At 74.5% G+C, this 13908-nt stretch carries 11 protein-coding genes; 7 read left to right on the top strand and 4 right to left on the bottom strand.

Annotation, left to right across the window (positions count from 1 at the left end):
* The first annotated feature begins 92 nt into the window (after window positions 1-92).
* From HGA03_RS10910 to HGA03_RS10890, 5 genes are all read left to right on the top strand, one after another.
* Window positions 93-830, top strand: a complete 738-nt coding sequence (locus HGA03_RS10910; RefSeq protein WP_168630278.1) for an ABC transporter ATP-binding protein — start codon at window positions 93-95, stop codon at window positions 828-830.
* On the top strand, window positions 827-2203 hold the full coding sequence (locus HGA03_RS10905; protein ID WP_168630277.1) for an FtsX-like permease family protein: 1377 nt from the start codon (window positions 827-829) through the stop codon (window positions 2201-2203). Before HGA03_RS10910 ends, HGA03_RS10905 begins: the two co-directional genes overlap by 4 nt.
* 65 nt (window positions 2204-2268) lie before the next feature.
* Complete coding sequence (locus HGA03_RS10900; protein WP_168630276.1) at window positions 2269-3207, top strand: serine/threonine-protein kinase; 939 nt, start codon at window positions 2269-2271, stop codon at window positions 3205-3207.
* Between the two features lie 77 nt (window positions 3208-3284).
* Entirely contained in the window at window positions 3285-4493 is a 1209-nt protein-coding gene (locus tag HGA03_RS10895; protein WP_275407613.1) for an alpha-hydroxy acid oxidase, read from the top strand.
* Window positions 4493-5869, top strand: coding sequence for an FAD-binding oxidoreductase (locus HGA03_RS10890; protein WP_168630275.1), 1377 nt, complete (start codon window positions 4493-4495; stop codon window positions 5867-5869). Before HGA03_RS10895 ends, HGA03_RS10890 begins: the two co-directional genes overlap by 1 nt.
* 12 nt (window positions 5870-5881) lie before the next feature.
* Here the strand turns inward: HGA03_RS10890 and HGA03_RS10885 are convergent, their stop codons facing one another.
* From HGA03_RS10885 to HGA03_RS10875, 3 genes are read right to left on the bottom strand one after another with little or no spacing between them, the layout of a single operon-like run.
* Window positions 5882-6535, bottom strand: coding sequence for a methionine ABC transporter permease (locus HGA03_RS10885; RefSeq protein ID WP_168630274.1), 654 nt, complete (start codon window positions 6533-6535; stop codon window positions 5882-5884).
* Window positions 6532-7578, bottom strand: coding sequence for a methionine ABC transporter ATP-binding protein (locus tag HGA03_RS10880; protein WP_203767654.1), 1047 nt, complete (start codon window positions 7576-7578; stop codon window positions 6532-6534). The genes HGA03_RS10885 and HGA03_RS10880 overlap by 4 nt, the downstream gene beginning before the upstream one ends.
* A gap of 5 nt (window positions 7579-7583) precedes the next feature.
* The gene (locus HGA03_RS10875) at window positions 7584-8483 is read right to left on the bottom strand and encodes a MetQ/NlpA family ABC transporter substrate-binding protein (protein ID WP_168630273.1); all 900 of its coding nucleotides are present in this window, start codon (window positions 8481-8483) and stop codon (window positions 7584-7586) included.
* A 497-nt stretch (window positions 8484-8980) separates the two neighbouring features.
* Here HGA03_RS10875 and HGA03_RS10870 point away from each other — a divergent pair, with 497 nt between their 5' ends.
* Window positions 8981-12754 (top strand): DNA polymerase III subunit gamma and tau, encoded by a 3774-nt coding sequence (locus HGA03_RS10870; RefSeq protein ID WP_345719365.1) that lies wholly within the window; start codon window positions 8981-8983, stop codon window positions 12752-12754.
* On the opposite strand, the gene HGA03_RS10865 is transcribed toward HGA03_RS10870, so the two are convergent.
* Window positions 12723-13196: a VanZ family protein gene (locus HGA03_RS10865; RefSeq protein WP_168630271.1), complete on the bottom strand. Its 474-nt coding sequence runs from the start codon at window positions 13194-13196 to the stop codon at window positions 12723-12725. The two genes, HGA03_RS10870 and HGA03_RS10865, sit on opposite strands and share 32 nt — an antisense overlap.
* A gap of 108 nt (window positions 13197-13304) precedes the next feature.
* Here HGA03_RS10865 and recR point away from each other — a divergent pair, with 108 nt between their 5' ends.
* Window positions 13305-13904: a recombination mediator RecR gene (gene recR / locus HGA03_RS10860; protein ID WP_168630270.1), complete on the top strand. Its 600-nt coding sequence runs from the start codon at window positions 13305-13307 to the stop codon at window positions 13902-13904.
* Window positions 13905-13908 lie beyond the last annotated feature (4 nt).

Here is a 13908-nt window from a genome sequence, read left to right as displayed (position 1 = left end):
ATCCCGCGCCCCCGGGTCCGACCGTGGTCGCATGCCACGACCCGACCGGGAGGCGACGCGACCGGGTGGGTGCCGCGACGACGCTGGACGACATGACTCAGTCGATGTCCCCGATGCCGCAGCAGCCGGCACCCGCTGCTCCCGTCCCGCCCGGTGCGCGGTTGTCCGCCCGTGGGCTGGTCAAGCGGTTCGGCCCCACCGTCGCCCTGGCCGGGGTCGACCTGGACGTCGGCGCGGGCGAGTCGATCGCGGTGATGGGCCCCTCCGGCTCCGGCAAGTCGACCCTGCTGCACTGCCTGGCCGGGATCCTGGTGCCGGACAGCGGCGCGGTGCTGCTGGAGGGCCAGGGCGTGCACGCGATGAACGAGCGCGAGCGGTCGATGCTGCGCCGGCAGCGGTTCGGCTTCGTGTTCCAGTTCGGCCAGCTGCTGTCCGAGCTGCCCGCGGTGGAGAACGTCGCCCTGGCGCCGATGCTGAACGGCGCCCCGCGCAAGGAGGCGATGGCGCTGGCCGCGCAGTGGCTGGCCTCACTCGGCCTGACCGGGATGGAGGGCCGCCGTCCCGGCGAGCTGTCCGGCGGGCAGGCGCAGCGGGTGGCGGTCGCCCGGGCCCTGATCACCGGCCCGCAGGTGGTGTTCGCCGACGAGCCGACCGGCGCACTGGACCAGGCGACCGGTCACGACGTGATGCGGGTACTCACCTCCACCTGCCGGCTGGCCGGGGCCACTCTGGTGGTGGTCACCCATGACGCGCAGGTCGCCGCCTGGTGCGACCGGCGGATCGAGGTTCGGGACGGCCGCGTGGTCGCCGACGAGCGGCGGGCGGCATGAACGCCGTGCTGGCGCTCGCCCCGCGACTGCGCAGCGCGGGCGGGCGGGACGACCGGTTGACCACGGCGCTGGCGGTGGCGGCCTTCGCGGTGACCACGGCGCTGACCCTGTCCGTGATCGGCGGGCTGATGGGCTTCATGGCGCGGGACCGCAACCCGGTCGGCGCCTACCAGGAGGAACTGTCGGCCAGCTACGTGATCTTCGCCTGGGTGGCGGTCGTGCTGCTGATGGTGCCGCTGGTGACCCTGGCCGGGTCGGCAGCACGGCTGGGCGTCTCCCGGCGGGACGCCCGGCTGGCCACCCTGCGCCTGCTCGGTGTGACGCCGCGCGAGGTCGTGGTGCTGACCGTGCTGGAGACCGCCTGGCAGGGCCTGCTCGGGGCGCTCGCCGGGGTGCTGGGCTACCTGGCCCTGCTGCCGGTGTGGAGCCGGATCCCGTTCATGGGTGAACCGCTGAGCATGGGTGAGCTCTGGGTGGGCCCCTGGGTGGTGATCGCCGCGGTGCTGGGGGTGCCGGTGCTCGCCGCGATCAGCGGGATGGTGTCGCTGCGCCGGGTGGTGGTCTCGCCGCTGGGGGTGGCCCGGCGCCAGACCCCGCCCGGGCTGCGGGCGATCCGGGTGCTGGTGACCGTCGCGGCGATGGGGTCGTTCATGGTCGCGACCATGGTCAGCGGGCTGCCGATGGTCGCGCTGATGATCTTGCTGATCGGCACCCTCGGGATCGGCTTCGCCACGATGAACCTGATCGGGCCGTGGACGCTCGGGCTGGTCGGCCGGTTGCAGGCCCGGTGGGCACGCACGCCGGCCCAGCTGCTGGCGGCCCGGCGACTGGCGGACGACCCGCGCGCTGCCTGGCGGGTGGTCGGCGGGCTCGGGCTGGCCGGGTTCGTCGCCGGGGCGCTCGCGGTGGTGCCGGTGCTGACCGCGGGCACCTCGGACGAACCGATCGTCAAGGGCGACCCGACCTCGGTGGCGACCTTCACCGGCGACCTGATGCGCGGCGCGATGCTCACCCTGGTGATTGCCTTCCTGGTGGCGGCGGCCGCAGCCGGGATCGGCCAGGCCGCGACGGTGCTGGACCGGCGGCGGGAGTACGCGCTGCAGGTCCTGGCCGGCACGCCGGTGGACCTGCTGGACCGGGTGCGGCGCCGGGAGGTGCTGGTGCCGATGCTGCTGGTCGGCGTCGGGTCGGCCGCGGCGGCCCTGGTGATGATGTCCCCGCTGTTCGGCCTGGCCGGGCTGAGCGACCCGCGCGGGCTGCTGCTGCTGGTCGGCTGCCTGGCCGGTGGCTGCGCGCTGGTGATGGCGGTGACCGAGACCAGCCGCCCGCTGCTGCGCTCGGTGCTGGCGCAGACGCAGGTCCGGCCGGACTGACCCTCTTCCGCGCGCGCGACCGGTCGGAGCCGGGGATGCTGGTGTCAGTCCTGAAGGAGGCACCGGTGACCGCTGCGCAACCGCACGACCCCTTGACCGCCACGGTCGACGCGGGCCTCCGTGTGCTCTCCGGCGGGTTGGACCAGGTGGTGCCGGTCCAGCCGGAGCCGCTGCCGGAGGGCGGGCTGCTGGACGGGCGCTACCGGGTCGGACCGCTGCTGGGCAGCGGAGGGATGTCCGACGTGCACCGGGCGCACGACACCCTGCTGGACCGGGAGGTCGCGCTCAAGGTGTTCCGCGGCACCCGGGAGAACCACGCCGGCCGGCAGCGGGAGATGCGGCTGCTGGCCCGGTTCAGCCACCCTGCGCTGGTCGCGGTCTACGACGCCGGCGCGGTGCAGGAGGGCCCGGGCGCCGGCCGGCACTACCTGGTGCTGGAGCTGGTGCCCGGCGCGACCCTGGCCCAGACCCTGCGCTCGGGCCCGCTGACCGCACCGCTGGTGGCCCGGATCGGCGCCGACATCGCCGGGGCACTGGCCTTCGTGCACGAGGCGGGGGTGGTGCACCGGGACGTGAAACCGGCCAACATCCTGCTGCCGCCCGGCATCCTGGACGAGCCCGGCGCCCCCGGTGACCCGCTGACCGCCCCGAGCGCCCGGCTGGCCGACTTCGGCATCGCCCGGTCCACCCGGGACCACCCGGCCAGCACCGTCGACCACCGCGGCACCCCCGGCTACCTGAGTCCGGAGCAGGCGATGGGTGCCCCGCTCGCGCCGCCCTCGGACGTCTACGCCCTGGGCCTGGTGCTGCTGGAGTCGCTGTCCGGCGAGCGGGCGTTCACCGGGACCCCGGTGCAGCAGGCCTATGCCCGCACCCGGCGCGCGCCGGCGATCCCCGCCGCGCTGCCGGAGCGGTGGCGCGGGCTGCTGTCCGCGATGACCGCCCTGGAACCGACCGCCCGGCCGTCCGCCGCCCGGGTGGAACAGGAGCTGGCCGACCTCTGAGACGTCCCGGTCCGGCAACCGGACCCGGCGCTACGGTGCGAGGAACCCTGTCGTCCGGTTCCCGCGGAGGTGTCCTGGTGTCGCGTCGGTTGCAGACCTGGTTGGAGCTCAGGCCGCTGCTGCGGATGCGGCCGGTGGAACTCGACCCGGTGGCCCGGCGGCTGTCCCGCGCGTACACGATCGGCGACCTGCGCCGGATCGCCCGGGGGCGCACGCCGCGCTCGATCTTCGACTACGTGGACGGCGCGGCGGAGGCCGAGATCTCGATCCGCCGGGCCCGCCGGGTGCTGCGGGACGTGGAGTTCCGGCCCAGCGTGCTGCGGGACGTCGGCACCGTCGACCTCGGCACCGACCTGCTCGGCCGCCGGGCGCAGGCGCCGTTCCTCTACGCGCCCACCGGCTTCACCCGGATGATGCAGCACGAGGGCGAGTCCGCCGTGGCCCGCTCCGCCGCCCGCACCGGTGTCCCGTACACGCTGTCCACCATGGGCACCACCTCGATCGAGGACCTGGCCGCCGCCGCACCGGAGGGCCGGAACTGGTTCGGCCTGTACGTGTGGAAGGACCGTGCCGCCGCCGAGGAGCTGATGGACCGGGCCCGCGCCGCCGGGTACGAGGCGCTGGTGATCACGGTCGACGTGCCGGTCGGCGGGGCGCGGCTGCGGGACAACCGCAACGGCTTCTCCATCCCGCCGACCCTGACCGCCCGGACGATCCTGGACGGCGCGCTGCACCCGAGCTGGTGGCTGAACTTCCTCACCACCGAGCCGCTGCGGTTCGCCACCCTGGACTCCTGGCAGGGCACCATCGAGGAACTGGCGTCGCACATGTTCGACCCCACGGTCGAGCTGGACGACCTGGCCTGGGTCCGCGCGCACTGGGACGGGCCGCTGGTGGTCAAGGGCGTGCAGACCGTGGCCGACGCCGAGCGGGTGGTCGGTGCCGGGGCGGACGCCGTCGTGCTGTCCAACCACGGCGGCCGCCAGCTGGACCGGGCGCCGGTGCCGCTCACCCTGGTGCCGGAGACGGTCGCCGCGGTCGGCGACCGGGCCGAGGTCTACGTCGACACCGGCTTCGGCTCCGGGGCGGACATCGTCGCCGCACTCGCCCTGGGCGCCAAGGCCGTGATGCTCGGCCGGGCCTACCTGTACGGCCTGATGGCCGGCGGCGAGCGCGGCGTGAACCGGGCCGGCCAGATCCTCACCACCGAGATAGCACGGACGCTGCGCCTGCTGGGCGTGCGGTCCGTGGACCAGTTGACCCCCGACCATGTGAGACTGCCCTGATGAGCACCGCCCTCGACGACCTGCGGGCAGCGCTGCCCGCCGACGCCGTCGTCACCGACCCCGACCGCCTGACCGCCCGCGCCCAGGACGGTTCGGCCACCCCGCCCAGCGGCGACCCCCTGGCCCTGGTGCTGCCCGCCGGCACCGCCGAGGTCTCCGCCGTGCTCCGGATCGCGCACGCGCACCGGGTGCCGGTGGTGCCGCAGGGCCTGCTGTCCGGCCTGGCCGGCGGCGCGAACGCGGTGCCCGGGGCGATCCTGCTGTCCACCGAGCGGATGACCGCGATCCACCGGATCGATCACGTCGACCAGGTGGCCGTGGTCCAGCCCGGGGTGGTCACCAAGGACCTGGTGGACGCGGTCGCCGCCGAGGGCCTGTTCTACCCGCCGGACCCGGCGTCCTATGCGATCAGCACCATCGGCGGGAACATCGCCACCAACGCCGGCGGGATGCGCTGCGTGAAGTACGGCGTGACCCGCGACTTCGTCCGGGCGCTGGAGGTGGTGCTCGCCGACGGCACGGTGATCCGGACCGCGCCCGGCACGGTCAAGGCGGTGGCCGGTCTGGACCTGACCGGACTGATGATCGGCTCCGAGGGCACCCTGGGCGTGGTCACCGAGGCCACCCTCGGCCTGCTGCCCGCCCCCGGGCCGGACCGTGGGGTCGCCGCCACCTTCGACTCGATCACCGCCGCGCTGGAGGCCTCCAACGCCCTGATCGCCGGGGCGCACCGGCCCTCCACCCTGGAGTTCATCGACGGGGTGGTGCTGACCGCGCTGGCCGCCCACGACCCGGAGGCCGGCCTGCCGGTCGGCGCGCAGGCGATGCTGATCGCGATCACCGACGTCCCCGGTGACGCCGGACTGGCCGACGTCGCCGCCTACCGCCGGATCGCCGAGGAGCACGGGGCGCTCGCGGTGGACGTCGCCCACGACCCGGAGCGGCTGCACCAGCTGATGCGCGCCCGCCGGGCGCTCAACCCGGCGATGCGGGCGATCCGCGGCGGCTCGATCAACGAGGACGTCGCGGTCCCGCGCACCCGGCTGCCCGAGCTGCTGGACCGGATCGCCGACATCGCCGCCCAGTCCGGCCTGCCGATCGGCACCGGCGGGCACGTCGGCGACGGCAACCTGCACCCGGTGATCGCCTACGACCCCGCCGACCAGGCCCAGGTGGCCGCCGCGCACGAGGCGCACGACCGGATCCTGGGCCTGGCGGTCGAGCTCGGCGGCACGGTGACCGGCGAGCACGGGATCGGGGTGGAGAAGCGCGGGGCACTGCCCGGCGAACTCAGCGCCCGGGTGCTGGACATCCAGCGCGGGATCAAGGACGTGCTGGACCCGCTGGGCATCCTCAACCCGGGCAAGAAGCTCTGACCCTCCGGCCGGTCACCGGCGCAGCACGCGCCGGGCCAGCCAGTTGCCCGCGAACTGCGCCACCTGCACCAGCACCACGATCACCGCGACCGCGGTCCAGGTCACGGCCGGCTGGTAGCGCTGGTAGCCGTACACCAGCGCGAAGTCGCCCAGACCGCCGGCGCTGATCGCCCCGGCCATCGCGGTCATGTCGATGATCGCGACGAACAGGAAGGTGTAGCCCAGGATCAGCGGCCCCAGGGTCTCCGGCACGATCACGGTCGCGATGATCCGCAGCGGGCCGGCGCCCATCGCCCGGGCCGCCTCGATCACGCCCGGGTCCATCGCGACCAGGTTCTGCTCCACGATCCGGCTGGTGCCGAAGGTGGTCATGATCGCCAGCGCCGGGATGGCCGCCCCGATCCCGATCGATACCCCGGTGATCGCCAGGGTCAGCGGCTGGATCGCGGTGATGAAGATGATGAACGGGATCGGCCGGACGATGTTCACCAGCACGTTCAGCACGTAGAACACCGGGCGGTTGGACAGCAGGTTGCCCGGCCGGGTCACGTACAGCGCGACGCCGAGCAGCAGGCCGGCCAGCCCGCCGATCCCCAGCGCGGCCCCCGCCATTTGCAGGGTCTGGCCGACGGCGGTCCAGAGCACCGGCCACAGATCGGCGGTCATGCCGTCACCTCCGTGTGCTCGACGACCTCGGTGTGCGTGCGCAGGTCGGCCAGCAGGGCGTCGATCCGCCCCTGGTCACCGGTGAGCGCGAAGGTGAGCGACCCGAGCGGCCGCGACCCGACCTCGGTGATCCCGCCGTAGACCACCGCACCGTCCACCCCGTGCGCGCGCAGGCGTTCGGTCAGCGAGATGCCCGGGTCGCCCTCGGCCTCCCGGATCGCCACGGTGACGATCCGGCCCGGGTGCCGCTCCCGGAGCCGGGCGATCACGTCCGGCCGCGGCCGGTCATGCAGTGCGGAGCCGATGAACCGGCGGGTGATCGCCTGCTCCGGCCGGGCGAAGACGTCGTAGACCGGCCCTTCCTCCACCACCCGGCCGTGCTCCATCACCGCGACCCGGTGACAGAGGTAGGCGACGACCGACATCTCGTGCGTGATCACGACGATGGTCACCCCGAGCTCCTGGTTCACCCGGCGCAGCAGGTCCAGGACGTCCTTGGTGGTCTCCGGGTCCAGCGCACTGGTCGCCTCGTCGGCCAGCAGCAGCGCCGGGTTGGTCGCCAGCGCCCGGGCGATGCCGACCCGCTGCTTCTGCCCGCCGGAGAGCTGGTCCGGGTACTGCCGCGCCTTGTCCGACAGCCCGACGAACTCCAGCAGCTCGGCCACCCGGGCGGCCCGCTTCTCCTTCGGCCAGCCGGCGACCTTCAGCGGGTAGGCGATGTTCCCGGCGACCGTGCGCGACCGCAGCAGATTGAACTGCTGGAAGATGAAGCCGATCCCGGCCCGCGCCGGTCGCAGCCCGCGCTCGGACAGCTCGGTCAGGTCGACGCCGTCGACCACCACCCGCCCGGAGGTCGGCCGTTCCAGCGCGTTGATCAGCCGGACCAGGGTGCTCTTGCCCGCACCCGACCAGCCGATCACGCCGAAGACCTCGCCCCGCTCGATGTCGAGGGTGACCCCGTCCACCGCGCGGACCGGTTCGGCCTTGGATGAGGACGCGGCGAACACCTTCGTCACGTCCTGCAGGGAGACCATCGTCGTCATCGTGATCAGCCCGCGTCGCGGACCAGGTCCTGCAGCTCGGTCAGGCTGGTCGCCAGCTCGTCCGCGGTCAGGTCCTGCTCCACCGCGGTGCCCTCGTTGGACTCCAGCACCTGGTCGATCACCTCGGGCCGGTGGTAGATCTCGACCAGGGTGGCGAACAGCGGGTTGTCGGCGTCCTCGGCCCGCGCGGCGAAGATGTTCACGTACGGCCGGGCGGTGTCGGTGTCGTCCAGGTCGGAGTAGATCGCCGAGGTCGGGTCCAGCTGGGCGTCGGCGGCGAAGTTGTTGTTGATCACCGCGGCGTCCAGGCTGCGCAGCTGCACCGCGGTCTGGTTCGCGTCCACCGGGACCACCTGCACCCGGGACTGCTCGGTCACCACGTCGGCCGGGGTGGACAGCGCGTTGCCGCCGTCCTTGAGCGTGATCAGCCCGGCGGACTGCAGCACCAGCAGCGCCCGGGCCTGGTTGGTGGCGTCGTTCGGGATCGCGATCTGCGCGCCGTCCGGGATGTCGTCCGGGGTGGCGTAGTCCTTGTCTGTGTACAGGCCCAGCTGGTAGATCACCGTGCTGCCGATCGCGACCAGGTCGTCGCCCGAGTTCTCGTTGTAGTTCGCCAGGAACAGCAGGTGCTGGAACTGGTTCAGGTCGAGCTGCCCGTTGCTCAGCGCCGGGTTCGGCTGCTGGTAGTCGGTGAAGTTCTTCAGCTCGACCGTGATGCCCTCCTCCGCGGCCAGCTCGGTGAAGGTGGTCCAGTACTCCTTGTTGATGTCCGTGACGCCGATCGTGACGGTCACCGGGTCGTCGGTGCTCGCCTCGGTGGGCACCGCCTCCGGCGAACCGGAGGAGCAGGCCGCCAGCACCGCGAGGGTGACGGCGGTGAGTGCGGCGGTCAGGGTGCGCTTCATGATGGCCTTCCTGGTGGGACCGGCATCGGTCGTCGGCCGGACGGCGGACGTGCCGGAGGTCTGCGGGAACGAGGGGTGCCGGAAGGGCGCCGAAGGGCGAACCGGCGGGTGGCCCGGTGCTCCGGCGTTCCCCGTCCTGTTCAGGTCAGGACGGTTGCCCGTGGGCGCCGATCGAGGTCGGCGCCGGGCACGGATCCGCCGGCGCGGGGCCCGGCTGCTGCGTCAGCAGCGTCAGCACATTCGCTGACAGGAGCACATGCAGCCGCACATCGTCCCGGCCATGGCACGCATCGACTGCGTGCGGCGCTGGGAAGCGGTGTGGCTGTTCACGTGCTCGACTCCTGGTCCCGTTCGGGGGCGGACGGCCTGGACCATAGCAGCGGTCTCGTCCTTCGGTCATGCTCGTCTCACCCCCCGGGTCGATACCGTCTCGTACCGTCGGGAGTCCTGCCACCGCGGCTCGGTCGGTGTGGGTCGGGGCAACTACAGTTCACGGGGTGACGACCGCCCTGTACCGCCGCTATCGGCCCGAGACCTTCGCCGAGGTCGTCGGGCAGGACCACGTCACCGGGCCGCTGCGCCAGGCGCTGCGCAGTGGGCAGATCAACCACGCCTACCTGTTCTCCGGCCCGCGCGGCTGCGGCAAGACCACCTCCGCCCGCATCCTGGCCCGCTGCCTGAACTGCGCCGAGGGGCCCACCGACACCCCGTGCGGTGTCTGCCCGTCCTGCGTCGAGCTGGCCCGCGGCGGCCCCGGCAGCCTGGACGTGGTGGAGATCGACGCCGCCAGTCACGGTGGGGTCGACGACGCCCGTGACCTGCGCGAACGCGCCACCTTCGCCCCGGCGCGCGACCGGTTCAAGGTGTTCATCCTGGACGAGGCGCACATGGTGTCCCCCCAGGGCTTCAACGCGCTGCTCAAGATCGTCGAGGAGCCGCCGGAGCACGTGAAGTTCATCTTCGCGACCACCGAGCCGGACAAGGTGATCGGCACCATCCGGTCCCGCACCCACCACTACCCGTTCCGGCTGGTCCCGCCGGAGACCATGACCGACTACCTCGGCCAGATCTGCGGCACCGAGGGCATCACCGTCGGCTCCGGCGTCCTGCCGCTGGTCGTCCGGGCCGGTGGCGGCTCGGTCCGCGACTCGCTGTCCGTGCTCGACCAGCTGATCGCCGGCTCCGGCCCCGACGGCCTGGTCTACGAGGACGCGGTCGCCCTGCTCGGCTACACCCACGCCTCCCTGCTCGACGACCTGGTCGAGGCGATCGCCGCCCGCGATGGCGCCAGCGCGTTCCGGGTGGTCGAGCGGGTCATCTCCACCGGCCACGAGCCCCGCCGCTTCGTCGAGGACCTGCTCGAACGACTCCGCGACCTGATCGTGCTCCAGGCCTCCGGCGAGGCCGCCGACGCCGTGCTGCGGGACATCCCCGGCGACCAGCTCGCCCGGATGCGCACCCAGGCCCAGCACCTCGGCGCCTCCGAGCTGTCCCGCTCCGCCGACCTCGCCAACGCCGCGCTCACCGAGATGTCCGGCGCCACCTCCCCACGGCTGCACCTCGAACTGCTGATGGCCCGGCTGCTGCTGCCCGCGATGGACGACTCCGCCGCCGGCCTCGGCGCCCGGGTCGACCGGCTCGAGCGCACCGGCGTGCCCGCGGGTCCGGCGGCCACCGGGCAGGCGCCGGCGGTGAATCCCGTGACCCCCGTCGAGCGGGTCGCCGTGGTGACCGGGCCGGTGCCGACCACCGAGACCACCGCGAGCGGGGCGGCGCTGGCCCGTGCGGCGATGGCGGCGGCAGGCCGGGGCGGGGGGCAGGAGACCGCGGGATCGGCGGTGGCCGGCGACCGGGGTGCCGAGCAGGCGGTCGCGGCCGGGTCGGCCGCGGGTCTGCCGGACGGTTCTGCTGCGGGCGCGGACGGCGCGGTGCCGGGCCTGGAGGGTGCTGCGGCGGGTCCGGACGGTGCTGAGGCGGGTCCGGACGGTGACTCGGGAGCCGCGGATGGCACTACGGGCGATCGGGACGGTGACGCGGGTCGGTCGGAGGCCGCCACGGACCGGGCGGGCGGCGACGAGGTTCGTTCCGCCGTGGCGCCGGACCGCTCGGTGCCGGACCACCAGGGCGATGCCTCGGAGCGGGCCGCCGGCTCCGCGCGCACGGACGTGGCGCCGGTGCCGCAGGAGCCCGAGCCCGAGCCTCAGCCCGAGGCCACCGCCTCCGTCCCGGCCGGGGGTGCGCCAGCCGACCCGGGCCCGGCCACCGCCCGCACCGGTGCCGGCCAGGACACCGAGATGCTGCGCCGCCGCTGGCCGGAGGTTTTGGAGACCCTGGCCGGCCTCAAGAAGACCACCTGGGTGCTGATCAGCCAGAACGCCCAGGTGATCGAACTCGACGCGACCACCCTCACGCTCGGCTTCACCGCCCCCGGCCTGGCCACCGCCTTCCGTGGGGGCCAGCACGCCGAACTGGTGCACCAGGCGGTCCGTGAGACGCTCGGCTTCGACGTCCGGGTCGAGGGCGTGCTCGCCGGGGACACCCCCACCGCCCCGGTCGCCACCGTCCGTCCCGGCGCTCCCGCCCCGTCCGGGTCCTCCGGGCCGGCCAGCAACGCCGGGCCGTCCAGCAACGCCGGGCCGTCCAGCAACGCCGGGCCGGCCAGCAACGCCGGGCTGTCCAGCAACGCCGGGCCGTCCAGCAACGCCGGGCCGTCCAGCAACGCCGGGCCGGCCAGCAACGCCGGGCTGTCCAGCAACGCCGGGCCGGCCAGCAACGCCGCGCCGGCCGGTTCCACCACGCCGGACGCCGCCGCCCGCGAACACGACAGCGCCCCCGCTGCCGCCCCCGACAGCGCAGCCGATGACGACGAGGCACCGGCCGACCCCTGGGCCCAGGCGACCCCCGCCGAGCCGGTCGGCCCCCGGGACGGCGTGGACCGCCGGACCGGCGGCACGCTCGACGCGCAGACCGGCCCGGATCGCGGCGCGGAGCGCACGGCGGAGTCGCAGGTCCCCGCGGGCCGCGGTCCGAGTCACACCCCCGGTGAGCAGGAGGCCGCGGGCAGCACGGAGTGGCCGGAGGTGGCGCCCATCCCGGGTTCCTCCGACTCCGCCGGGTCCGACGGGTCTCCGGGCGCGGGCGGGTCCAGCGCGGCGCCGTCCCACGGTGGAGCGTCCGCCTCCGGCCCCGCAGATGCCGCGTCGGGGCCCGTCGAGTGGCCGGCGGTGGCCGTCATTCCCGGCTCGTCGTCCGATTCCGCCGCCGACGGGTCGGCGCACGCCGCCACCGGTGCGCCCGGAGCGGTGACCGACGGCTCCGGGGCGGGCTCGGATGCCACCGGCCGATCCGCCCCGGCCGGGTCGACCCGTCCGTCCTCCGGTCAGCCCGGCAGCGGGCCGGTCGCGTCGCGCACGCCGTCCAGCACTGTCGATGCGCCGAGCGCCGCCTCCACTGCGGCGGGCCCGGGGTCGGACGGCCCGGGTTCTTCGGCCAGCGAGTCGGCCTCCGACGCGGGCACTCCCGGCGCTGCGGGCACTCCCGCAGCCGCAGGCGCCTCGACACCCGGCGCGGACAGCTCGCCCGGCGGCGGGCCTTGGACCGCTGCGAGCCCCGGTTCCGCGGGCGACTCGGACGCCGAGTACCGCGCGCCGGGATCGTCGCCCGGCGCTGGCTCACGCGACGCTGGCTCGCGCGGCGCCGGCTCGCCCGGCGCTGGCTCGCCCGGCGCTCAGTCGTCCGCGGGCGCGCCCTCGTCCGGCGCCGCCGCCTCGCCCTCCGCCTCCCCGAGTCCGTCGCCCTCCGCCTCCGCGCGCCCTTCGGCCGCCGACGAGCCGCCGTTCGGCGACGAGCCCCCGCCGCCGTGGGACGACCCCGAGGACCCCGGCGCCCCGGAACCGCCGGAGGACCCGTGGGCAGCCCCGCGCTCCGCCTCCACCCGCCCCGACTCCGCCGCGCGCGGAGGATCGGCTGTCGGTGCCGGCTCGGCCCACGGTCCCGCCGGATCGCGCGGATCGGCCACCGGCTCCGGCCCGGCGGGTGCCCCCGCAGCGCCCGCCGTCCCGCTGACCGGTGCCGCCCGGGTGCGCGCGGCGATGGCACGGGACGCCGGGCGTCAGGCGTCCCGGCCGACCCCGAGCACCCCGGACTGGGCGGATGACGAGCCGTCGATGGACGATCCGGACATCAGCGCGTCCGGCATGGTCGGCATCCCGCTGGTGGTGCAGGCGCTCGGCGGCGTGATCATCGAGGAGCAGATCGACGACGCGCCCTGACCCGGTCGGCCAGCCGGATCAGCAGCACGCCCAGCGCCGCCCCGGCGGTGTTGGAGATCAGGTCGTTGACGTCGCTGACCCGGCCGGAGGCGACCAGGAACTGGGTGACCTCGATGCCGAGGCTGACCGCGAACCCGGTGAGCACCACCAGTGCGGGTCGCAGCCCGGCGAGGGCCAGCAGGATGCCGAGCGGCACGAACACGCCGATGTTGAGCAGCAGGTCGGAGCCGCCGCCGTGCCGGAACGCCAGCGGCACCAGGTTGACCCGCCAGCCGGCCGCGCCGGGGCGGAGCGTCATGACGGCGGTGGCCACCAGCCAGACGGCGAGGGCGGGCAGCGCCCAGCGCGGTCGCGCGCCGGTGTGGCGCGTCCGCCAGGCCAGGGGGAGCACGGTCAGGGCCACGAGCAGCAGGGCGAACAGCGGGTAGACGAGGCGGGTCACGCAGGGCTCCGGGTCGCGGGGACGGGGGTACCGGGTGCCCGGCAGCGGCTCGGAGGAGCGTAGCCGCGTCGGCGGTCGGATGTGGGCGGCGGGCCGTAGGCTGTGCGGGTGTATGAGGGTGCCGTCCAGGATCTGATCGACGAGCTCGGCCGGTTGCCCGGTGTCGGGCCGAAGAGCGCGCAGCGCATCGCCTTCCACATCCTGGCCTTGGACGGTGAGGACGTGAAGCGGCTGGTCGACGCGCTGACCGAGGTGAAGGCCCGGGTCAAGTTCTGCGCGGTCTGCGGCAACGTTTCCGAGTCCGAGCTGTGCCGGATCTGCCAGGACCCGCGCCGGTCGCCGGCGGTGATCTGCGTGGTCGAAGAGCCCAAGGACGTGGTGGCGATCGAGCGCACCCGGGAGTTCCGCGGGAAGTACCACGTGCTCGGCGGGGCGATCAATCCGATCGCGGGGGTCGGGCCGGACGATCTGCGGATCAAGGACCTGATGACCCGGCTGGCCGACGGCACCGTCACCGAGGTGATCCTGGCGACCGACCCGAACGTCGAGGGCGAGGCGACCGCGACCTATCTGGCCCGGCTGCTGGTGCCGATGGGCCTGACGATCAGCCGGCTGGCCTCCGGTCTGCCGGTGGGCGGTGACCTGGAGTACGCCGACGAGGTGACGCTCGGCCGGGCGTTCGAGGGTCGTCGCCGGATCTCTGCCTGAGCCG

It is taken from the genome of Cellulomonas denverensis (assembly GCF_012396125.1).
Taxonomy (GTDB): Bacteria; Actinomycetota; Actinomycetes; order Actinomycetales; family Cellulomonadaceae; genus Cellulomonas; species Cellulomonas denverensis.
The sequence above is the reverse complement of the archived record's forward strand: the minus strand, read 5'-3'. Positions and strand labels throughout refer to the sequence as shown.